This window comes from Synechococcus sp. CCY9202 (assembly GCF_034931685.1).
Classification (GTDB): Bacteria; Cyanobacteriota; Cyanobacteriia; order PCC-6307; family Cyanobiaceae; genus CBW1002.
Window position 1 is genome coordinate 1 of record NZ_JAYGID010000112.1, and the last position, 21,999, is coordinate 21,999.

The following is a 21,999-nucleotide window of genomic DNA, read 5'->3' on the forward strand; positions in this document are numbered from 1 at the left end:
TCGATTCATCGTGGCTGCAAGAGGCGCATCTGCACCTCCGGAATGACAGCCCGTCATTCCACCCTGTTCACCCTCTGATCAGGGCATTCGGGCCCCGGGTTTTACACCACGCAAAGGGACGCGGCCGTGGATCTTATTCGGAGATATCAAGTGCCGAACAGGCCCCAAAGAATCCAACTGTTCCTTAAGGGCAGGGCTGAACGCTGTTGGCGAATGACACCACAGATCGCCATTGCCCAGGCGCACAATGGTCATTCGAGTCGGAAAGGGAACCCTCAGCCCATACAGCAACATCTGCACGACTGGGCCGTCAACAATCCAAATATCTTCACCAATCTGCTAAAGAGTGTCGACGGGCTCGTACAAAAAGCTGGCAGCGCTTTGCATGGCAGACAACCCTGGTCACAGAGATTCCTGGAACCTTGGTAGCAATCCGCCTCCTGCCCCGCCAGGGATTGTAAAACCGCTTCATCCAAGCCCAACTTGTCTGTTGATGTGGGGGTTTGAACCATGCTTGTCCGACCGTTTCAACATGATCTCCACGGAAGTCGGGCAAGATTCAACGGGGGCATCCCGCCGAGTGGTGTCAATCCTGAGGACCAGGCCAAGCCTATCTACAATTCAGCCACCGGTGAGCTGGCGCAGCTGCCTGGCAGCGGCACCGCCGGTGAACGCATTCCTGCTCTGGTGCGCCAGGGTCCGCAGAAAGTCGATGGTGAATGGCACCTGATCGCTGCCACACACACCCTGTTCAAATTGTTGCGCTTCAGGCGATCCCGGCAGTAGACGCTGGCAGGAGCGACGGGATGCAGGGCAACGGCCTTGGCAAGAGTGGCCAGGGGCCCGCTGCTCGATTGGCAACAAACTCCTAGGCGAGCAACGGCACCAAGGAGCCCGGAGCTTGCCACCAAATCCAGAGCATCCATGCAAATGGACCTGTGGAGCATGGCGTCCACGCCTTCAGCGCTCCCGGAGCCCCATTGGAGCCCATGCAAGGCTTCCAGGATTGACTGCAGGACTATGACCCCAGCAGAGCCGTGCACTCCTGACGCTCGTGGCGGGCATCCGTGAGCTGCATGCGCAGACGGATGGTCTCCGCGAGATGCTCGGCGTCGTCCGCAACGCCGCTGAAGCGGGCCGAACCCCAGGTCTGCAGCCAGGGAAGGCCGATGAAATACAACCCCGGACTGTGAGTCACTCCGCGATCATGGGCCGGATAGCCAGCGCCATTGAAGACCGGCAGATCGATCCAGCGAAAATCGGCCGCATATCCCGTGCACCAGATCACCGCAGCGAGGGGCTCCTGGTGGAGAGCCACGCTGTCTGCGCCTGCTGCTGGCGGGTGCCAGCAGGGCTGGTAGGGCGCTTCCTCAGGAGCCTCAATCCCTTCCCGTTGAATGTAGGCATCGATGCTGTCACGGATACGGCAATACACCGCATCAGCCTGATCCAGATTCGCAGCCAGATCGCTGGAAAAGTGGATCTGTCCGTCAGCGAAACCGAGCAGTCGACCATGCAGCACTATGCCATTGCGGGCATGACGTCGCAGGTCAATGTCCCGTCCCCCGTCTCGGCCAGTGAGGTAGTGATTGGTCTTGTGGCGCACCAGCCTGGGCTCGGGGTGCTGATCAATCGGCATGGCGTAATAGCCCATGCGATCCAGCCAGTCGACCACGTCCTTGCCGCGATAGCGGCGCGGTGAGCGCGGTGCTGAGCCCACACTCAGATGCACTCGGCGGCCGGCAAGAAACAGATCCTCAGCGATCTGACAGCCAGACTGGCCGCTGCCGACCACCAGCACGGGTCCGGCCGGCAGTTGGTCAGGATTGCGATAATCGCGGGCATCCAGCTGGACGACGGAGCTGGGCAGCCGCTCCGCCTGGGGATGGCGCTTTGGCTTGTGGTAGCCACCGGTGGCGACAATCACGTGCTCCACTTCGATCTCACCGGCATTGGTGGTGAGCGTGTAGGTGCCGTCACGCCAGCAGAGGCGCTGCACACTCACTCCCTCACGCACATCTGCAGCAATGGCTGCGGCAAATCGGCGCACGTAGGCCACGATGTCGTCACGCACCATGAAGCCTTCCGGATCCTTCCCGTCGTAGGGAAAGTCCGGCAGCCGGCACTGCCAGTTCGGGGTGACCAGGCAGAAGGAATCCCAACGCTGCCGTTCCCAGGCGTGGCCGACCTGGTGCTGTTCCAGCACCAGGGGCCGGATACCACGCCGCTGGAGGCAGGCTGCTGCCGACAGGCCGGACTGGCCGCCCCCGACCACCACGACGGGATGCCTGGGCGGCAGAGGAGCCGAGGGCTGCAAGGGTGACCAATCAAGAGGAGATCCCAGTTTCCCTGCTGGCGACTCAGGGGCCGGTAGCCATTGCAACCTTTGGACGGGCTCAGCCGGGTTGCGACCTCCAGGGATTCGGTCGCATCGGCCACATAAAACAAAACGAAACACGTGGCAGGGTTCGCTCTGGATTCCGCCACCAGACAACCTCACCCCATGCCCGAAGTCACCCGTCCCGCCAACCAGCCGGGCGATTTTCTCGTTGATTACGAAGAGAAAGTCTTTCCTGATGTCCAAGCGGAGCCCGGGGAAAAAGCCCTGGTGACCTTTCACACCGTCGCCTTCGAAGGTTCGATCGGCCTGGTCAATCTTCTTCAGGCCAGCCGGTTGATCACCAAGGGCTTCGAAACCTCGATTCTTCTGTATGGCCCGGGAGTCACGCTGGGGGTTCAACGGGGATTCCCCAAGCTGGGTGATGCGGCCTTTGATGGCCATCTCAACTTCAATGCCCGGATCCAGAAGTTCATGGGCCAGGGTGGCAAAGTCTACGCCTGCCGCTTTGCCCTCCAGGCTCTGTACGGCCACGGCGAAGGGGCGCTGATCCCAGGCATCACCCCCATCAACCCCCTTGATGTGCTTGACATTGTCTTGATGCACCGCAAGGAGGGGGCCTTCATCCTCGACACCTGGACCCTCTGAGATCTCTGTTTCGGACCTTTCGGATGTCTCCCATGGTCAGCACGATCACCGTTGCGGCGGCGCAGATTCGTCCGGTTCTGTTCAACCTTGAGGGGTCCGTGGCCAGGGTGCTCGCGGCCATGGAGCAGGCGGCTGCGGCAGGGGTTGAGTTGATCGTCTTTCCCGAGACATTTCTTCCCTATTACCCCTATTTCTCCTTCGTGGAGCCGGCCGTGCTGATGGGTGCTTCCCATCTGCGCCTTTATGAGCAGGCCGTGGTGATTCCCGGACCGGAGATCAGCCAGATCTGCTCAGCCGCCAGCCAGCACAACCTGCATGTGCTGCTGGGGGTGAACGAACGGGATGGCGGCAGCCTCTACAACACCCAACTGCTGATTGATGCCTCTGGCACGATTGTGCTGAAGCGCCGCAAGATCACCCCCACCTACCACGAACGCATGGTCTGGGGGCAGGGGGATGGCGCCGGGTTGCAGGTGGTGCCGACCGCCCTGGGCCGCATCGGTGCCCTGGCCTGCTGGGAGCACTACAACCCCCTGGCGCGCTTCGCCCTGATGACCCAGGGGGAGGAAATCCACTGCGCCCAGTTTCCCGGATCGCTCGTGGGTCCGATCTTCTCCGAGCAGACCGCCGTGACCCTGCGGCATCACGCCCTGGAAGCTGGTTGCTTCGTGGTGTCGTCCACCGCCTGGCTGGATCCGGCCGACCATGCCGTGATCACTCCCGATCCTTCCCTGCATCGTGCCTTCCAGGGGGGCTGCCACACCGCGGTGATCAGCCCGGAAGGCCGCTATCTGGCCGGCCCACTGCCGGAGGGTGAAGGGCTGGCGATCGCCACGCTCGACACCGCCCTGATCACCAAACGCAAACGCATGATGGACAGTGTGGGGCACTACAGCCGTCCCGATCTGCTGGGGCTGCGGATCAACGCAACGCCGGCCACCCAGGTGGACCCGATGCTGATCCCAGGAGCAGCTCAGGACAGCCACGCTCCGTCAGGCGCCACGGTGCAGGTCGCTTCCGCTGAGGCCCAGACCCATGGCTGATGCCTCCAAGCCGGCTCTGGCCAGCCAGAGCCTCGGGCGTTTCGTGACGGAGCTGCAGGTGCAGGGGCTGGTCGACCCCGCCGTGGCCGGCAACCAGGGGCGCCGCGGTGGAGCCGGTCCATCGGACCATCGCGCCCTGACGATCGCGGGCACCACCGTGATGGTTCCCGTCTACAACGCGGTGTCCCAGGACTCTCCGTTCCGGCTGGAGCAGGCTGCCGATGGAGCGGTTGCCGTGACCGACCGGCCCGGCACAAACCTGGCCGCCGTGGAGCCTCCGCCACAACCACGCTTCTACGGCCTTTCCACCGCAGACGGCACCCCCTACAGCGCCATCGCCCTGCTGCATGGCCGCGATGTGCTGGCCACCACCCTGCTCCAGACCTGCATCCGCTTTCGGGATCGCAGTCAGTCGTGCCAGTTCTGTGCCATCGAGCAGTCGCTCGAGGACGGACGCACCCTGGTGCGCAAGACCCCTGAGCAGGTGGCGGAGGTGGCCGAGGCGGCGGTGCGGCTCGATGGTGTGCGCCAGCTGGTGATGACCACCGGCACTCCGAACAGTGACGATCGGGGGGCCCGGCTGATGGCGGAAACGGCGGCGGCGGTCAAGGCGCGGGTGGACCTGCCGATCCAGGGCCAATGCGAGCCCCCGGATGATCCGATCTGGTATCTCCGCATGAAGCAGGCGGGGATTGACAGCCTGGGAATGCACCTGGAAGTGGTGGACGAAGCGGTACGGCGTCGTGTACTCCCGGGCAAATCGGAGCTCAGCCTGGAGCGCTATGTCGAGGCCTTCGAGCAGGCTGTGGCCGTGTTCGGCCGCGGGCAGGTGAGCACCTATCTGCTGGCCGGCCTGGGCGACAGTGCCAGCACCCTGATCTCCTGCAGCGAACGGCTGATTGCGATCGGTGTCTATCCCTTCGTGGTGCCCTTCGTACCCATTTCCGGTACACCTCTGCAGCACCACCCGGCCCCGAGTGCCGACTTCATGGTCGAGATCTACGAAGCCGTGGGCAAGTTGCTGGCCGAGTCCGACATCCGTTCGGACCGCATGGCCGCCGGCTGCGCCAAATGCGGCGCCTGTTCGGCCCTCTCCCTGTTTGAAAACGCATCCTGAGCCATCCCCGGTTCCATGTTGTTCATTGATCCCAGCAGCCACGACATCGGCCGCAGCACCACCTCCGCTCCGGCCGCCTTCACCCCCTCGGTGCGCTGGGGCATGGCTCTCGATGCCGAGGATTTCCAGCTCTCCCCGACGGCCAGTTCCGAGGAGTTTTCCTTCCATGTGCTCGGATCGGGCTCCAGGCTGCTGCCGAGCTACTGGGATCTGCGCAGCAGGATCTTCTGCGAGGAGCAGCACCTCTTCGAAGACTCGGATCGCGATGAGCTCGATGCCAGCGCCTACCCGATTGTGGCTGTGTCCCATAGCCATGCCCGCGCCGGTGAGGCCGTTGGTGTGGTGCGGATCGTGGAACTCAGCCCGCGGCTGTGGCAGGGCGGCCGGCTCGGGGTCGATGCCGATTTCCGCCGCCACAATCAGATCGGCAAGGGGTTGATCTGGAAGGCTGTCACCACCGCCCATGGCTGGGGTTGTGATCGCTTTCTCGCCACCGTGCAGCGTCAGAACGTTCCCTTCTTCCGGCGGCTGCACTGGCGCTCGCTCGAGCAACTCGACATCCGCGGCATCTCCCATCACCTGATGGAAGCCGATCTCTCCTATTACCGGCCCTCGCTGGAACGGCGACCGATCGCCCAGGCGGCATGACCCCCGCCGACCTGCAGGCACTGACGCTTCGGCTGCGGCAGCACCCGGGCCTGCGGGGGAAGGAGGAGATCCAGGCTCCGGCGAGAACTTTCCCGCCGTTGCCCTTTCCCGAACTGGGGCCAGCAGCGGCCCTGGGCGATGACGCCGCCCTGATTCCCGGCGTGACCGGCCCCCTGCTGCTGGCCTCCGAAGGGATGGACCCCCAGCTGGTCGACGACGACCCCTGGTTCGCCGGATGGAGTGGGGTGCTGGTCAATCTCAGCGATATCGCGGCCATGGGCGGCAGCCCGCTCGCTGTGGTGAACAGCCTGTGGGCGACCGGTGAGCAGCATGCCGAGCGACTGCTGGCGGGGATGCGCTTCGCCTCCGACACATTCGCCGTTCCGATGGTGGGCGGTCACACCAATCTGCACAGCCCCTACAACGCGCTCTCGGTGGCTGTGCTCGGAACCACGCCAGGCCCGGTGCTCTCCGCTCGGGCCGCCCGCCCGGGGGATCGCTGCCATCTGCTGGTCAATATCAAGGGGCACTTTCATCGCCATTACCCCTTCTGGGATGCCGCGACTGAGGCGGAACCCGCCCGGCTGCGCCGCCATCTCGCTCTGCTGGTGGAGCTGGCCGGTGCCCGCATCGTGCACGGGGCCAAGGACATCAGCATGGGCGGCCTGGTGGGCACGGCTGTGATGTTCGCCGAGGCGGCACATTGCCGCCTGGAGCTGGATCTTGAGGCGCTTCAGCCGCCAGGCGGTGTGGAGCTCGAAGCCTGGCTCACCTGCTTCCCCAGCTATGGCTATCTCCTGGCAGTGGATCCGTCCCAGTCGGCAGCGCTGCGGCATGCCACCGGGATCGATCCCGATCTCCAGTGCGTGGAGATCGGCAGGTTTCAGAGCGGAGACGCGGAGCTGGTGCTGAGTGCCGCAGGGGCGTGCCAGCGGGTGTGGCACCAGCAGGACCCACTCACCGGTTTTGGCGCCCTGAACGATCTTGGCCAGGAGCATCTGTGACCATGGGCACGGCGATGCTCCTGGGGGGCTGGGAGCATGGCCGGAGCCCTTGCCCGATCGCCTGGTGCCAGAAGTTCACCTCACTCTGCAGTGGCCCGATGGCCTGAGCTCCCAGCTCTATTCACCCTCCACCGTGATCCTGGAGCACCTACCCCCCGGCGAACAATTGTCCGTCGGCGACTTGCAGACCCGGGGGCTGGAGGGTCTGAAGCAGGCCTCTGAACGGGTGAGGGCACGCTATGGATTCGCCTGCACGCGCACCGATGAGGAGGCCCTGAAACTGCAACAGACCCTGGCGGACTACAGCGCCGACCAGATGGTGACGATCCAGTCGGGCGACTGAAGGGCCCACGACTCCCTTCACCACCCCCACTTTCACTGAACGACCTCGCTCTGATCTGCTCGCTGAGACTCCCCTCGTTGTGACATCGAAGCCACCCCTGCCCCCGTTTGACCGTGACAGCGCGACCCAGAAGGCCCGCATGGCCGAAAATGCCTGGAATTCCCGCGATCCCGCCAAGATCGCCCTGGCCTACAGCGAAGACAGTGTCTGGCGTAATCGATCGGAGTTCATCCAGGGGCGCCAGGAGATCGAAGCGTTTCTGAAACGCAAATGGGCCCGCGAACTCGACTATCGCCTGATCAAGGAAGTCTGGGCCTGGCACGACAACCGCATAGCCGTGCGTTTTCAGTACGAATTTCACGACGACTCCGGCAACTGGTTTCGAGCCCATGGCAATGAGAACTGGGAGTTCGATGACCAGGGCCTGATGCGTCGTCGTGAGGCCAGTATCAACGATGTTCCGATCCGCGAAACGGATCGGCTCTTCCTCTGGCCCCAGGGCCCACGCCCGGATGATCATCCCGGCCTGACCGACCTGGGACTGTGAACCCGGCGGATTCCGACCTGCAGGATCACCCCCTGGCCGGTGCCATCACGGATCTGCCGGCGCTACGGCTGTTCATGGAACACCATGTGTTCGCCGTGTGGGACTTCCTCCTGCTGGCGAAGGCGCTGCAGCGGCAGCTTGCCTTCAGGTCTCGCTTCGCTCCGTTGCCCGGCTCCGGCCCATCGCCCCGTTCAGATGCGGCGGTGGCGGTGATCGATCGGATCGTGGCGGAGGAGGAGTGTGATCAGGCGCCTGCCAATCCTTTAGGTGCCAGCCATCTCAGCCATCTGGAGATCTACCTGCTGGCGATGCGGGAGGTGGGGGCCTGTACGGCACCGATCGAGCAGTTGCTGAGCCGATTGCGGGGGGTTGAGGCCTGGACCTTGAGCCCTGCCGAGCTCGCTGCTGCCCTGGAGGGTCTACCGATCCCCCAGCCTTCACAGCGCTTCATGGCTTTCACCTTTGAGGTTATCGGCTGCGGTGAGGTGCTGCCGATGGCGGCGGCTTTCACCTATGGCCGTGAGCTGCTGGTGCCGTCGTTGTTCCAGGCCCTGTTGGAGCGGGCTCTGATTGCGCCGCAACGGGCTCCCTCCCTGCACTGGTATCTGATGCGGCACGTTGCCATGGATGGTGACGACCATGGCCCTACCGCCCTGGCGATGCTGAGTGAGCTCTGCGGCGGCTGCTCCTCCAGGCTTCAAGCCACCCAGGCGATGGCTCGACGTGCCGTGCTGGCCCGCAGGCAGTTCTGGGATGACATCCACCGGGCTCTGGCCCCGGTGCCGCTGCCCCTTGGATCGAGCCTGGCAACAGCACGACCAGCCATCCGTCGCGCCAATGCTGCCTGAGCGGCATGGCATGAAGCCAGAGGAACGGATCCATCAGGATTCCATGGCTTCAGGATTGGATCGTCATGGACGCGATTGTCGGTTCTTGAAATCTGCGTTGACCCATCACGCCTACGCTGGAGTGCGGTTGGAGATGAAGAGCACTGTGACCGAAGACCAAGCCCCGCTGGATTACGACCAGGATCAGGTTGCCCAGCAGTACCAGGAAGCCAAACAGCAGCTCTGGCGTTCACGAATCGAGGAGCCGTCACTGATGCGGCTGATCGGAGACTTACGGGGAAAGCGGGTGATCGATGCGGCCTGTGGCGAGGGGTATTTCACCCGTAGGTTGCGGCAGGCCGGAGCGGCAGAGGTGGTGGGCTTCGATATCTCCGAACGCATGATCGAACTGGCCCGCTCCCAGGAGGCCCATGACCCGCTTGGGATTGCTTACCGGGTGGAGGATGCACGCACCGTGGTGCCGCAGCAGTCCTTTGATCTCGTGGTTTCGGCCTGGCTGCTGGTCCATGCCCAGACGCGCGAGGAACTTCAGGAGTTTTGCGACGGAATTGCCTCTCGCTTGCGGCCGGGAGGGCGCTTCGTGACGCTCACAACCAACCCCGATGTTTATTTCTTCAGGCCCAGGCCGGATTACCGGAAGTATGGATTCGAGATGACCCTAGCAGAGCATGTGAAAGGCGGAGCCCCGATTCGCTTCACCATGCACCTCGAGAAGGCCGATCTGGAGATTGTGAATTACTACTTGCCGCTAACGGAGTATCGAGAAGCCTTCCGCAGGGCGGGGTTTCGTGATTTTCAGCTGCATCCACTGCACTTGGCGCCTGACCCCGCTGGTCGTGATGACAGGGCGGATTGGGAGGACTTCTTGAAGAACCCGATCATGATTCTCTTTGATTGTGTCAAGGTGGAGTGACCAGGAATCATTCACTCGGGTGCTGCAAAAGCCGAATGATTTTCCTCCTGCCAATTCACATCCTGCAAGTCGCGGAACACCTGGCGCACGCCCACACCCCAGGCGCTGCTCAGTTCCGCGAACTCGGCATCGCCATCGCCGAAGCGGCGGCGGTGGGTGATAGCCAGGCTGTCACGCTCATAGGCGATCAGATCGATCGGCATCCCCACCGAAAGATTGCTGCGCATGGTGGAATCGAACGACACCAGCACACATTTGGCCGCATCCGCCAGCGAGGTGTCGGCGTGAATCACGCGGTCGATGATCGGCTTGCCGTATTTCGCCTCGCCGGTCTGGAGAAACGGCGTATCTGCGCTGGCTTCGATGAAATTTCCCTCGGCATACATGCGGAACAGCCGTGGCGCTTCGCCTCGGATCTGGCCGCCCACCAGAAACGACGCATTGAATCCACTGCCTGAGGCTTCCAGGTAGGCGGCATCACGCTGCTGGACCTTGCGCACCACATCCGACACCAACAGCATCACATCAAACATCGTGCGCGCCGTCCACAGGGTGTCGCCCCCATTGCTGTCGTCGGCCCGCTGGCGCAACAGGCTGATCACCGCCTGGGTGCCGGCCAGACTGCCGGAGCTGAGCAGCACCAGCACCCGATCGCCGCTGCGCTCGAACACGGTCATCTTGCAGAAGGTGGCGAAATTATCCAGACCCGCATTGGTGCGTGAATCCGAGCCGAACACCATGCCGGCCTGCAGGAGAACGGCTACGCAATAGGTCATGTGGCCCACACCTGGAAAGATTCCAGTGTCGAGGAACCGAACGTGGTGGGGAAGGCCCCATCGGCCGCATCTCGGCCGCGGGCGATCAGGATGCGCCCGATTCGCGGAGGATTGCGGCGTAGATCGAACACAGACCAGCCATCGTCGAGGTAGGCCTCGAACCAGGCTGAGAAGTCCATGGCCGAGTGGGGCGGCCGCACCGCGATGTCGCTCAGGTAACCGGTGCTGTAGCGAGCCGGAATGGTCATCCAGCGGCAGAAGGCAATGGCCAGCAGGCCTGCTGGCCCTTCGTCGTGGCGATCAGGTCTTGGCGGACCTCCAGTTCCACGTGGGGAATCCGCCGTTGCCCTCCATGCACCGGCGTGAAACTGTGCACGGCCACCAGCACGCCGGGCTGACCCTGCCGGGATCGCCCATCAAGCTCGGCGGCGATGCGGCGGTGGCAGGGCTCGAACAGCGCCTCAGGCCCTCGCCGACGCACGTCCGAAGAGAGGGTGCGATTGGAGGGGATCAGGGCATTTTCGCTGCGCACCACGATCGAATCAGGGGCCCAGGGCGGATGGTTCACGTCGATCACCAGCCGTGAGTAGTTGTGGAGGATCAGGACGGCATCCAGCCGAGCCGAGAGGCGCTCCGCCAGAGCCGCCACACCCAGATCCCAGGCCCCATGGGTCTCGAGCACCTCATCGCTGAGCTGAAGCTTGGCCAGAGAGCGGGGAATGGAGCGGCCGGCGTGGTCGGCGGTGAGCAGCACGGCGGAGCGACCGCCGGAGCCGACGATCCGGAAACGGCATGGCAGGCGGGTGCGGGGGCATGCAGCCAGATCTCGAGAATAAGATCTGGCTGTGGGACAGTGACCATCCATTCCCCCATGCTCGTGCCAAACGACAGCAAGTCCATCAAGTCGGTGATCGCTGGCCTGCTGGTCCTGGTCGGCGCGATCGGAGGCCTGGCCCTGCTGGTCTGGTTCACGGTCGTGCTGCTCGACCTCAAACACCTGAACACCTCCGGTTTCACCCTGCCCTGAGGAGCGCCCTCACGCGGGACGCGCAGGGAAACGGCTGCTGAATCCGAGCAGGTCGAAGCCCGTGACCAGAACACCGATGCCCATCAGGAGACCAATCACCGAGAGCAGAGCGGGCCTGCACGATGCCCTGTGATCGAGGGGAGGGGCGGCGCATGATCAGACACCGTCCTGGCTTGCCGAATTAACGTGCGACAAAGCAAGAATCCTGCGTTGCTGCGGCATCCCTATCTCAGGTCAAAGCACGGGCTTCGCCTGCAGATTCACCTGGGCCCTTGCAGAGGACGCCGCGTGCGAAGGGTCCTTGACCGAGGGCAAGGCTGAAGGGGCCACGGCACAGCAGAGCAGCCTGCAGGTCGTACGGGATGAAGCTGCGACGGCAGGCAGCCGGGACCCATCGGCGCGATCCTGGTTGGAGCACAACGACACCACCTCTGCGATGGGCCTTCCCTCAGATCAGCCACTGAACCCCTCCTCAGGGGAGCCCCAGCGCCGCAGCGGGCGGTACCGCTACCACGGTGGCAAGCCTGCCGATCCCAACGAGGGTGTGCATCCTGAAATGGTCGACGCCGACGCATCCCAGCAACCGTCTGCCGGCATCCCGGGCAGCCCCGATGAACTGATCGCCATGCAGGCCAGGTCCGAGCGTCTGGAGAAGCCCGAACAGGAGCCGAGTGCCAAGGTCCAGGAGGTGCTGGATCTGATCGAACAGCTCGATACCAGTGCCTCTGAAGATCAGCAGATTGCTCTGACGCTGGTCCGTCAATTGGAGGGGTTCCACGATGAGGTGGTCGAGGAGATGAAGGACGACGCGCAGGCCAAGCACACTCAGATCATTGCCTGGGCAATCGATGCCGACCGGTTGATGCGCAGTCGGATCTTGCTGGAGTCCGTTGACCTGGAGTGAATCGATCCGGAGAAGATCCCGATCCAATCAGCTCCTGCAGCAGCATCCTTGGGAGCACCGGCTGATCCTGCGACCCAACGACCTGAGCAAGGATTCTTTGATTGTCTGCGGTCAGACGTCGGTTCCGGGACACCGAATCCAGCCAATTCCATCCCTTCTGCCACCATTCAGATCGCTCGAACGCAGATCGAGTGAGCCAATGTCAGTGGATTCATGACAGGCTTGGCATCAGCCCGCCGCGGCGATCAGGGATCCAGGCCAGCGGCACGACCAACCCATTTGCGCGCGCCTGGACTGGGCCAGTGGCTGATCGGCTGCTGGTCGAGGATGGATGCGTGCATCCATCCTTCTGGCGTGGGATGCAGCTCCTCAGCACATCTTGGTGATCGGTCATGGCATCCGTTTCCCGTTTCTGGTCCACCTGGGGGGCGACCCAGCTGATGCTGTCCCCTGCCCTGGTTCTGCTCACCCTGGCGAAACCTGTCCACGCCCAGGTGCAGGTGCTGTGTGAGGGCACCCTGCTGGAGGCTCAGGGCAGTGCTGAACGCAAACGCGCCACCCAGCGCCTGGGCATCTCCCTTGGGCTTGAGGCGGAGGCGGCCTCGGCCGATGCCGCCCTGGCAGAACTGCAGCGCCGTCTTGCCGCTGTGCGCTCAGCACTTCAGGATCTCGATGTCAACGATCTGCGGGTGAGCTCTCCGTCGACATGGCAGCGCTCAGCGGAATCGAATCGACCGGCCCGGATCACAGCACAACTGCAGGTGAGTGGCGATCTGGCACCAGAGCGTTTGCAGCGCTTGGTCCGTGACGTGGGTGCCTTGCCGGGTGTCCAGCTAGCGCCGGTTCGCCCTCAGGCGGATCCGATCGCCGATGTTGCCGTGCGGCGCGAGCTGTTGAGGCTCGCGTATCAGGATGCCTTGCGGCAGGGCCGCGAGCTCGCTGAAGCGATCGGGCTCAGTCATGTGCGGCCGCTGCAGGTTTCGGTGAATGGCGGATTCAGGCCAGTGCCGATGCTGGCCAGGGCCGCCGATGCGGCCGCGCCCCCACCCTTCGATCCGGCCGAACTACCCAGTCCGATCGACAGGCTGCAGCTGCAGGCCCAGTTCTGCGCGCGCTGAGATTGGCGCCACGGCGATCGATCCGGGCAAGCGCAATCTTGTCGGGGCACGTCGCGGGGCTGTAACACCTTTCTCCCAGGCAGGTGTCCGGACGCCCCCCCGCTCAGAATCGGTACTTCACTTGGGCGTACAGGCCCTTGCCCAGGGCCCAGTCGGTCCATTCGCCCAGGTTGTCGTTGGTTTCGAACTGTTCCACCCAGCCCAGTTCCACCAGCCAGCTGTTGCCGGCCAACCAGCGCGCCAGGATCCCGCCGGAGCCCACCGTGTCGGAGAAGGTGACCCCCGCCAGGGTGGTCGTCACACCACCCATGCCGATGAACGGCACCAGCTGGAGGCTTTGGTTGTTCTTCTGCCAGAAGGTCCAGGCCACCTCGGCGGTGCCGAGCCAGCCGTTGTCGCCACTGAGGAACTGGCCAGGCAGGCCGCGGATGCCGGCATCGGAGCCCACGGTGAACTGCATCGAGTTGGTCAGGGGCTTGAAGGCCACCTGGCCGCCGGCCCGCAGGTTCAGTTGCCAGCTGGGGGCAAAGGCCCAGGCCGCTGAGATCAGGCCGCCGAGGGCGGTGGCTTCACCGGGATAGAGATCCACCTGAGCCAGCTCCTTACGCTGCTGCTGGGGTGTGGCGGCGGCAATGCCCTGCAGCAGATAGACGTTGCCAGCCCAGCCCAGCGAGCCGCTGAGCCCATTGGCGGCCAGACCGACCCGCAGGTAGCCGTTGCTGGGGGAGCGCACGCTCTCCGGCACCAGGTCCGGCAGGGCCCTGCCGTCGAGGTAGGTAGTGCTGCGGTCGCCGCTGAATCCGGCGAACAGACTCCAGCGCTGGCTGAGGGTGTCCTTGAACACCCACTCGACCTGGCCCAGCCCCTGGAACTGGGTCGTGGAGATGCCGTTCGTGGGGGAGGGAAGCTCGATCAGGTTGCGGCGGCTGTAACCGAAGGCGCCGGTGAAGTTCCATTGATCGGCCAGGGGCACCGTGTAGCTCACCGACGTGATCACAGCCCCGAGTGAGGGCGTGTTGTCTGTGCCGAGCTCGCTGTAGATCAGCAGGGTGTCGCCGCGGGTGGCCAGGTTGGCCTTGGCGATGGTGCCGATGGCGCGTGCCTCACCGGAGCCGTTGGAGCCGTCGTTGCGGAGGGAGAATTCGCCTTGCCAGGGCTGGTCGCTGGGCTGGAAGCTCACCGTGAAGACCGCCTGGGAAGGGTCGCTGCCCAGGCGTGAAAGGTTGCCGCGCACGTTCGCCACACCCGGCAGGCGCTTCAGCAATTGAAGTTGCTGCTCCACGGTGGGCAAGTGCAGCACCGAGCCCTGCAGGGGAGCCAGCAGCCGCGACACCTTGCGGCTGAGGCGGCCGTCGTCGCTGTTGACGCGGAGTTCCACCACTCGCCCTTCGACCACCTCCAGGTAGCCAGGGGCTGGTGTGGCTTTGACATAGACACGGCTGTTGAGATAGCCATCGGCCACCAACCGGGCCGTGAGGACGGCAGCACAGGTCTGGAGCCGTTGGGCCGATGCCTCGCCGGCGCCGCACCCGGCCAGGATTGTTGAGAGATCAGAGGCGTCGTAGACGGTGAGCCCCTCCACCCGGGGCTCTGCACTGCTGCCGAAGTCGCCGGGTACGGCTGGTGGTTCGGTGCCGGGTTGATCCGGGGATTCGGGCGTCTGGGCCGGGGGCTCGCCATCGATCGGTTCCTGAATCTCCACCGGAACCGGTTGCTGCTCTCCCCGGGGGGCCGGACGCTGTTCCCCGGCATCGGGTCCGGGCAGCCGAATCGGACTGTTCTGCAGCGGCGGCGCAACCAGCTGGGCTAACAGGAGGAGCATCTGATGCCCACAGAACGCAATTCCAACCGGGAATTGTCAACGGAAGGATCGAGGGTGGTGAAGGCTGGTGTGCCGCTGTTTCGATCGACTGAAAGACTTCAAAGCTGTGCGTCAGGGACTCTGCCCTTCAGGCGGTCGACGGCAATTGGACAGGCAGAGCCCGGCGGGGCATGGGTCATCCGCGATACCAGGGCTTCTGGTGCGGGCATTCCCGACAGCCATGGTAGCGATTGCTACTCAAGGGCAGACAATCGCAGAGCCTGCTGTTAGAAGAAAATGGATAGTTTCGGACGTGCTCAACGCGAGCGTGCTCTAAAATTGAGCTCATAAGTCAAGTTTTTCCATCCTATGCTGAACTCATTGGCGATAGGCCTGACGAGTCGCGGCAACTTTTACGGCCTCAGTGGGGGCTTTGGCGCCTCGCGGCATCAACGACAGCCACCTCCCCCCATGACGGCAAAGCCTCAATTCCGCCTGTGGGCGTTGGGCCTCGGGGCCGGCCTGGGCCTCACGGGGCTGCTCCTGGGCGCTGGTCGTGCGGCGGCGGAGGTGAAGGGAGCGGCAGGAGCGAGGAGCCTGGGCACGGTGGTGAATGGGGTCAGGGACGGCAGCTGTGAAGCCGGCCTGTGCGGCGCGAGTGGCGGAACGGGGGCAGGGCGCAATCTGTTTCATCGCTTCGGTGCGTTCGATACGCGCGGCGGCATCACGGGAGTGCGGATTGAGTCGGGTGGATATAGCAATGTCATGGTAGGGGTGATTAATTCCCTGGGCAGCTTTATTGATAAGCCGGTTTCACTGAGCAGCAAAGGAAATCTGTTCTGGCTGTCTCCTGGCGGGATCACGATCAGTGGCTCCGGCGGATTCCAGAATGTGCAGCATCTCAATCTCAGTACCGCCACGGCTCTGCGGATTGGATCTGGCCTGTTTGATGTGCTGGGAACAACGCCGGCCCAGGCGGCCCTGCTCAGTGGTGAACCGCTGCGGGGCCGCTCTGGCCTGGTGACGGACTCGGCCAGTCTGGCGGCGCTGGGGTTGAGTAGCAATGGCGATCTGAGCCTCGCTGGCGGCACGCTCACGGTGGATCAGAGCCTGCTGATGGATGCCCAGGGCGGCAATGTGATTCTGCAGGCGGCGCGTCTGCTGGTGAGTGGCGGCGAGATCGAGGTGGCCGGCCGTGATGTGAGCATCAGCTCCAGTGAGCTGAACGTGAGCAGCGCCGATGGCGTGGGCGGGCGGATTGCGGTGGAAGGAGAGGTGGTGAGTGTTCGCGATAGCCGCATCGATTCGAGCGGAGCCACCGGTGGCGGAACCGTGGTGCTGGCGGCGGTGGGAGATCTGACGCTGGAGAACACCGACGTGCTCGCCACTGGCGGCGACGGCGACGGCGGTGAAGTAGCGAGCGAGCCAGAGAGCGCTGGCGATGGTGCCGGAAACGATCCCGCCACGATTGTTGCGGCCGCAGAGGAGGAAGAGGCGTCGGCCAGTGAGGCCGGCAGCGATGGATCAGAGACCGGTGGATCCGAGACCGGTGGATCCGAGGCCGCGGCGGATGGTGCCAGCGAGACAGGCCTCGAGACATCTGATGCGGATAGCACGGACGCCCCGGAAGCAGGACCAGATGTCGCCAGCGAGGGATCAGCGGCCTCAGCCTCGGAACCGTCATCCGAGGCGATGCCTGAGGCCAGCAGCGGTGCAGCCTGGCCATCCGGTGCTGTGATCGTGGCTGAAGCCGGATCACGCGACTCCGGACCAGCTGATGCGGGTTCGAGTGATCCAGCACCGTCCGCCCCGGTGGGTGTGGCCGCCACCGCCGCCTCGACACCGCCGCCAGCGGTAGCTGATGGGATCCCGGCTAAGGCGGTGCTGGCCGATGGGGGACGGATTGAGCTGAAGGGGCAGCGGGTCTTGATCAGCGGCGGCATGATCAATGCCTCCGGCAGTGGCTCTGCGGAAGGCAGCACCGATGGCGGTAGCGGCACGGTGGTGGAGAACAGCGGCACGAGCGGCAGTTGGAGCTTTGCGCCGCAGACCGGCACCACAGACCTGAACGCAGCGCTGGCGGAACCGCCACCGGACGCCGTGACTGTGGTGGAAACTCCGCTGCTGGAGGCTGCGGTGCTCGAGCCCCTGGCCAGTCAGGTCTCCGCTGAGGACATGTCCACGGTGCAAGCTCCCCTCGTGACGGAGGAAGTGATCGCGTCCCTGAGCAATGACGTTTCTGCTCTGGATGTGACAGCCGTTACGGCTGCAGCGCCGGCTGCCGCCCTCCTGGCCCCATCGACCCCGTTGGTGTCACCAACAACACCATCGACCACAGCTCAGGCTCCACCGGCCAGTGGCCGGGGGGGGCAGGTCACGATTGCCGGTGGCACGGTGCTTCAAAGTGGCGCCATTCGGGCCAGCGGCAGCAGCGGCGGCAGTGTGGTGCTGACTGCCGCTGAGACGTTGATGAGCTCGGCGGAAGTGCGTGCCACCGGTTCGGCGGGCAACGGTGGTGTGATCCAGCTGGAGGCGGGCGGCAACGTGATCCAGTCAGCTGCGTCCGTCTTGCAGGCCAGCGGCACGGAACTCGGAGGCAGCATCACGGTGTCAGCGGGAAGGAACCTGTTCAGCTCCGGCACCTATGAGGCGATCGGCACGGGCGAGCAGGCCCAGGGCGGCAGCATCGAGATCAGTGGGACCACAATCCAGCTGCAGGGCGCCAGTGCCGATGCCAGCGGTGACGGTGGCGGCGGTTCGATCCAGGTGGGGGGAGGATTCCGGGGAGCGGCGCTGCCGAGCGGAGCCGCGAATGCCCGATCCACCACGGTCACCTTCTCCACAACATTGAACGCAGATGCAACCGGCCAAGGTGATGGCGGAACGGTGATTGTCTGGTCGGATGATACGACGCGTTTCTATGGCTCCGTATCGGCAAAGGGCGGACTACAGGGCGGTGATGGCGGCCTGCTGGAGGTGTCCGGCAAGGAACTGCTGACCTTTGGTGGAACGGCCGATGCGTCAGCGCCAAAGGGTAAGGCAGGCACCCTGCTTCTAGACCCCAAAAATATCATCATTGATGCCTCCGCGACCCCAAGGGAGGGAATCTATTTGGTCACAGATCTGGTGGATCCGAATCCAGTGGAGTACGGGGGATTTGGACGTGATGTACTGGTGCTGAGCGGTGGAAACATTCTGGCTTTCGACCCTGCCGATGATGCAGTCGCTGCCGATGCAGGAGCGGTCTATCTCTTTAATGGCCAAACCGGGGCCTTGCTGTCGACGCTGCATGGTTCTAATCCTGATGATCAGGTGGGAAATTTTGGCGCCGTTGAGCTGAGCAATGGTAACTTTGTGGTGCTTAGTCCTGACTGGGATGCCCCATCAGATTCTGGACTGATCGCAGCGGCAGGGGCCGTGACCTGGGGGCATGGGACAACAGGCGTCAGTGGGGCGGTGAGTTCGACCAATTCCTTGGTGGGCTCGAATGAATTTGATAATGTCGGCTTGTTTGGCGTGACGCCATTGAGCAATGGTAATTACGTGGTCAATAGTCCCTATTGGGACGCTCCCTCCGATTCGGATCTGATCTCAAATGCAGGGGCCGTGACCTGGGGGAATGGGGCAACAGGCATCAGTGGGGCGGTGAGTTCGACCAATTCCTTGGTGGGCTCGAGTTTCTCTAATTTTGTCGGCTTGTTTGGCGTGACGCCATTGAGCAATGGTAATTACGTGGTCAATAGTCCCTACTGGGACGCTCCCTCCGATTCGGGTCTGATCTCAAATGCAGGGGCCGTGACCTGGGGGAATGGCAGTGTCACGGGAACGCGGACGGTGGGTGTGGTGAGCTCAGAAAATTCACTGGTGGGCTCTCTTGCTGGGGATCAAGTGGGCTTCGGTGGCGTGACAGCATTGAGCAATGGGAACTATGTGGTGGCTAGTACCGAATGGAATTCCCTCACTGCTTCTAATGTCGGGGCTGTGACATGGGGAAATGGAAGTGTCACGGGAGAACGTACGGCGGGTGTGGTGAGCTCAGAAAATTCACTGGTGGGCTCGAATACGTTTGACTTAGTAGGGGCTGGTGGCGTGACAGCATTGAGCAATGGCAACTATGTGGTGAGCAGTCCGGACTGGAACGCTCCCTCCCGTTCGGGTCTGATCTCAAATGCAGGGGCCGTGACCTGGGGGGATGGGGCAACAGGCATCAGTGGGGCGGTGAGTTCGACCAATTCCTTGGTGGGCTCGAATGAATTTGATGATGTCGGCTTGTTTGGCGTGACGCCATTGAGCAATGGTAATTACGTGGTAAATAGTCCATCCTGGAACGCTCCCTCCGATTCGGGTCTGATCTCAGAAGCAGGGGCCGTGACGTGGGGGAATGGCAGTGTCACGGGAACGCGTACGACGGGTGAGGTGAGCTCTGAAAATTCACTGGTGGGCTCTCTTGCTGGGGATCGAGTGGGCCTCGGTGGCGTGACAGCATTGAGCAATGGCAACTATGTAGTAGCTAGTCACGAATGGAATTCCCTCACTGCTTCTAATGTCGGGGCTGTGACATGGGGGAATGGGAGCGGTGGCACGGTGGGTGAGGCGAGTGCAGCCAATTCACTGGTGGGCTCGAATACGTTTGACTATGTAGGGATTGGTGGCGTGACAGCGTTGAGCAATGGCAACTATGTGGTGAACAGTTACTTTTGGGATGCCCCATCCGATTCTGGGCTGATCTCAGATGCGGGGGCCGTGACCTGGGGGAATGGGAGCGGTGGCACGGTGGGTGAGGTGAGTGCAGCCAATTCACTGGTGGGCTCGAATACGTTTGACTATGTAGGGATTAGTGGCGTGACAGCGTTGAGCAATGGCAACTATGTGGTGAGCAGTGACCTTTGGAATGCCCCATCCGACTCTGGGCTGATCTCAGATGCGGGGGCCGTGACTTGGGGGAATGGGAGTGGTGGCACGGTGGGCGAAGTCAACGATACAAATTCATTGGTAGGCTCTACCACTAATGATCGGATTGGCAGTTTCGGCGTTGTAGAAGTCGGAACCGGTAATTATGTGTTAATAAGCCCAAGCTGGAATGACCCATTCGGCTCTAGCGGGTATATTACAAATGCTGGTGCTGTGACATGGGGAAATAGCAGTGGCAGCACGGTGGGCGCGGTGACTGCCGCCAATTCACTGGTGGGCTCTTTTTCGGGCGATCAAGTGGGCTCGGGGGGCGTGACAGTCTTGAGCAATGGCAACTTTGTGGTGAGCAGCCCCTTCGTAGATGCCTCATCCACCTCTGGGCTGATCGAAGACGCGGGTGCCGTGACCTGGGGGGATGGCAGTGTTGGCTTGTCTGGGCCTGCAACCAGCTTGAACTCGCTCCTCGGTACGCAACCGTACCAAGGCTATGGGACAGTTTGTGGTGAAGGCTGTGAATCACAGATTATTGGGCTTGATGGTGATCGATTTGTTGTTGGCTCACCATCCACAGATTCCGCCACTGCGTTCGGTGTTGGCCTGCTGCAGGTGGCGGAAGGCAACATCCCTTCTGGCATGCTCGGCTCTGATCAGATTCTGACCCCAGCGCAGATTGAAGCGATCGCAAACAGCGGAACGGATGTGATCCTGCAAGCAAATAATGACATCACGCTGACTCCAGCATCCGACATCAACATCGACAATCCTGAAGGGATTGGTGGCTCCCTCTCTCTGCAGGCCGGGCGATCCATCGTTCTGAACTCCAGTATTACTACAGACGGCTCAGATGTAAGCTTACTCGCCAACGATCCATTGGCAGATTTTGAATTTCGTGATTCTGGAGAAGCAGAAGTTTGGATGGGCGAAGGCACAAGGATCAACACAGGCACTGGTAATATCGACATCAAACTTTCCCCCTCTAGATATGGAGAAGGTGAATCAGTAGATGCAGATGCGGGCAATGTCACGCTCCAAGCCTTATCCGGCTCAACTGTGCGGATTGACGCTCAAACCGATGCCGGCAACACAATCAGTCTCAACGAACAGATCAGCGCAAGTTTCACCAATGATGATTATAGCGCCTCTGACTCTATTGTCTTGAACATTGGGGAAGGATCGTTGCTGAACAATGGTGGCGATTATGTTCTGAGCGTTGATGCGGAGTTCGGAGCTCGCTGGCTTGTCTATGCAGCCGAGCCCTCCGAAGAGGTGAATGCTCTTCCACGTGGCTTCAAGCAATACGGCAAGGTCGAGGGCGATAGGACACCGATTGCAGCGGCATCAGGAAATGGAGTGATTTATGGAAATTCACCAATTATCGAAATCAGCCTTGAAGGCTCAGTTTCGAAAACATATGACGGCACGCCTGACTCCACGCTGGAAGGAAGCTCTTATGTTGTGACAGGCATTCTAGATGGTGACAACGTCGACTTCTCGCTCCCTGGCTCGGGTCTGTTCGTGGACTTAGAGGGGCAGGGGGTTAAGAATGTAGGTACAGGGATTAATGTACAAGTCTCTGGACTGGCCATCGTCGACGAAGAGATAAACAAGGTTTTTGGGTATCAGCTCGCGAGTGAAACCATCACTGGTGCCATAGGTGAAATCAAGCCAAAGGCTCTCACGGTGACGCTGAGTGCGCAGAGCAAGGAGTATGACGGCACCACAACAGCAGAGCTGGCCAGCGAGGATTTCCAGCTGACCGGTTTTGTAGACGGGGAGGGAGGAAACCTGCAGTCCCTGCCGACAGAGGGTCAGTTCAATAGCAAGGATGTGTTGGCGGCAAGCCGTGTGTCGGCGGAGTTGACAGCAGAGAACTATCAGGTGTCAAGGGGAACAAGTCTTGATAATTACAGCGTCGATACGAGTGCCGAGGGAGACGGAAGCATCACGCCAAAGGCTCTCACGGTGACGCTGAGTGCGCAGAGCAAGGAGTATGACGGCACCACAACAGCAGAG

General features: G+C 62.4%; 18 protein-coding genes. 13 read left to right on the forward strand and 5 right to left on the reverse strand.

What is annotated here, in order from left to right; all coding sequences use genetic code 11:
• Window positions 1–1,018 precede the first annotated feature (1,018 nt).
• Complete coding sequence (locus VB777_RS14195; protein ID WP_416238359.1) at window positions 1,019–2,278, reverse strand: MSMEG_0569 family flavin-dependent oxidoreductase; 1,260 nt, start codon at window positions 2,276–2,278, stop codon at window positions 1,019–1,021.
• Window positions 2,279–2,503: 225 nt separating this feature from the next.
• Between VB777_RS14195 and VB777_RS14200 the strand changes: the two genes are divergently transcribed.
• The 9 genes from VB777_RS14200 to VB777_RS14240 all read left to right on the forward strand — a co-directional run bounded on the left by VB777_RS14200 (window position 2,504) and on the right by VB777_RS14240 (window position 9,449).
• Complete coding sequence (locus VB777_RS14200) at window positions 2,504–2,986, forward strand: MSMEG_0572/Sll0783 family nitrogen starvation response protein (protein WP_197158502.1); 483 nt, start codon at window positions 2,504–2,506, stop codon at window positions 2,984–2,986.
• 32 nt (window positions 2,987–3,018) lie between these two features.
• Window positions 3,019–4,029 (forward strand): Nit6803 family nitrilase, encoded by a 1,011-nt coding sequence (locus VB777_RS14205; protein WP_197159037.1) that lies wholly within the window; start codon window positions 3,019–3,021, stop codon window positions 4,027–4,029.
• A complete protein-coding gene (locus VB777_RS14210) occupies window positions 4,022–5,146 on the forward strand; it encodes an MSMEG_0568 family radical SAM protein (RefSeq protein ID WP_322758208.1) in 1,125 nt (374 codons plus the stop codon). The genes VB777_RS14205 and VB777_RS14210 overlap by 8 nt, the downstream gene beginning before the upstream one ends.
• A 15-nt stretch (window positions 5,147–5,161) precedes the next feature.
• Window positions 5,162–5,794, forward strand: coding sequence for an MSMEG_0567/Sll0786 family nitrogen starvation N-acetyltransferase (locus VB777_RS14215; protein ID WP_197170905.1), 633 nt, complete (start codon window positions 5,162–5,164; stop codon window positions 5,792–5,794).
• Window positions 5,791–6,798, forward strand: a complete 1,008-nt coding sequence (locus tag VB777_RS14220; RefSeq protein ID WP_323249738.1) for a sll0787 family AIR synthase-like protein — start codon at window positions 5,791–5,793, stop codon at window positions 6,796–6,798. The genes VB777_RS14215 and VB777_RS14220 overlap by 4 nt, the downstream gene beginning before the upstream one ends.
• 49 nt (window positions 6,799–6,847) lie before the next feature.
• Window positions 6,848–7,141, forward strand: coding sequence for an MSMEG_0570 family nitrogen starvation response protein (locus tag VB777_RS14225; protein ID WP_231598061.1), 294 nt, complete (start codon window positions 6,848–6,850; stop codon window positions 7,139–7,141).
• A 79-nt stretch (window positions 7,142–7,220) separates the two neighbouring features.
• Entirely contained in the window at window positions 7,221–7,688 is a 468-nt protein-coding gene (locus VB777_RS14230; protein ID WP_197170908.1) for a DUF1348 family protein, read from the forward strand.
• Complete coding sequence (locus VB777_RS14235; protein ID WP_323249740.1) at window positions 7,685–8,536, forward strand: DUF3050 domain-containing protein; 852 nt, start codon at window positions 7,685–7,687, stop codon at window positions 8,534–8,536. The genes VB777_RS14230 and VB777_RS14235 overlap by 4 nt, the downstream gene beginning before the upstream one ends.
• Window positions 8,481–9,449 carry a class I SAM-dependent methyltransferase gene (locus VB777_RS14240; protein WP_323249742.1) on the forward strand — a complete coding sequence of 323 codons (969 nt, stop codon included), beginning with the start codon at window positions 8,481–8,483 and terminating at the stop codon, window positions 9,447–9,449. Before VB777_RS14235 ends, VB777_RS14240 begins: the two co-directional genes overlap by 56 nt.
• A gap of 11 nt (window positions 9,450–9,460) precedes the next feature.
• On the opposite strand, the gene VB777_RS14245 is transcribed toward VB777_RS14240, so the two are convergent.
• The 3 genes from VB777_RS14245 to VB777_RS14255 are packed head-to-tail and all read right to left on the reverse strand — an operon-like array spanning window position 9,461 to window position 10,979.
• Window positions 9,461–10,225, reverse strand: coding sequence for a peptidase (locus tag VB777_RS14245; protein WP_323249743.1), 765 nt, complete (start codon window positions 10,223–10,225; stop codon window positions 9,461–9,463).
• Window positions 10,222–10,473 carry a transglutaminase domain-containing protein gene (locus tag VB777_RS14250; protein ID WP_323249745.1) on the reverse strand — a complete coding sequence of 84 codons (252 nt, stop codon included), beginning with the start codon at window positions 10,471–10,473 and terminating at the stop codon, window positions 10,222–10,224. Before VB777_RS14250 ends, VB777_RS14245 begins: the two co-directional genes overlap by 4 nt.
• Window positions 10,470–10,979, reverse strand: coding sequence for an N-formylglutamate amidohydrolase (locus VB777_RS14255; protein WP_231598064.1), 510 nt, complete (start codon window positions 10,977–10,979; stop codon window positions 10,470–10,472). The genes VB777_RS14250 and VB777_RS14255 overlap by 4 nt, the downstream gene beginning before the upstream one ends.
• A 117-nt stretch (window positions 10,980–11,096) precedes the next feature.
• Here VB777_RS14255 and VB777_RS14260 point away from each other — a divergent pair, with 117 nt between their 5' ends.
• From VB777_RS14260 to VB777_RS14270, 3 genes are all read left to right on the forward strand, one after another.
• Complete coding sequence (locus VB777_RS14260) at window positions 11,097–11,252, forward strand: hypothetical protein (protein WP_322758203.1); 156 nt, start codon at window positions 11,097–11,099, stop codon at window positions 11,250–11,252.
• A 301-nt stretch (window positions 11,253–11,553) separates the two neighbouring features.
• Window positions 11,554–12,156, forward strand: a complete 603-nt coding sequence (locus VB777_RS14265; protein ID WP_322758202.1) for a hypothetical protein — start codon at window positions 11,554–11,556, stop codon at window positions 12,154–12,156.
• A 440-nt stretch (window positions 12,157–12,596) separates the two neighbouring features.
• Complete coding sequence (locus VB777_RS14270) at window positions 12,597–13,274, forward strand: SIMPL domain-containing protein (RefSeq protein WP_322758201.1); 678 nt, start codon at window positions 12,597–12,599, stop codon at window positions 13,272–13,274.
• Between the two features lie 103 nt (window positions 13,275–13,377).
• Here the strand turns inward: VB777_RS14270 and VB777_RS14275 are convergent, their stop codons facing one another.
• On the reverse strand, window positions 13,378–15,096 hold the full coding sequence (locus tag VB777_RS14275; RefSeq protein WP_323249750.1) for a ShlB/FhaC/HecB family hemolysin secretion/activation protein: 1,719 nt from the start codon (window positions 15,094–15,096) through the stop codon (window positions 13,378–13,380).
• Window positions 15,097–15,807: 711 nt separating this feature from the next.
• Here VB777_RS14275 and VB777_RS14280 point away from each other — a divergent pair.
• Window positions 15,808–21,999, forward strand: a 6,192-nt coding sequence (locus VB777_RS14280; protein ID WP_323249752.1) for a YDG domain-containing protein, incomplete at its 3' end; no start/stop codon positions are given.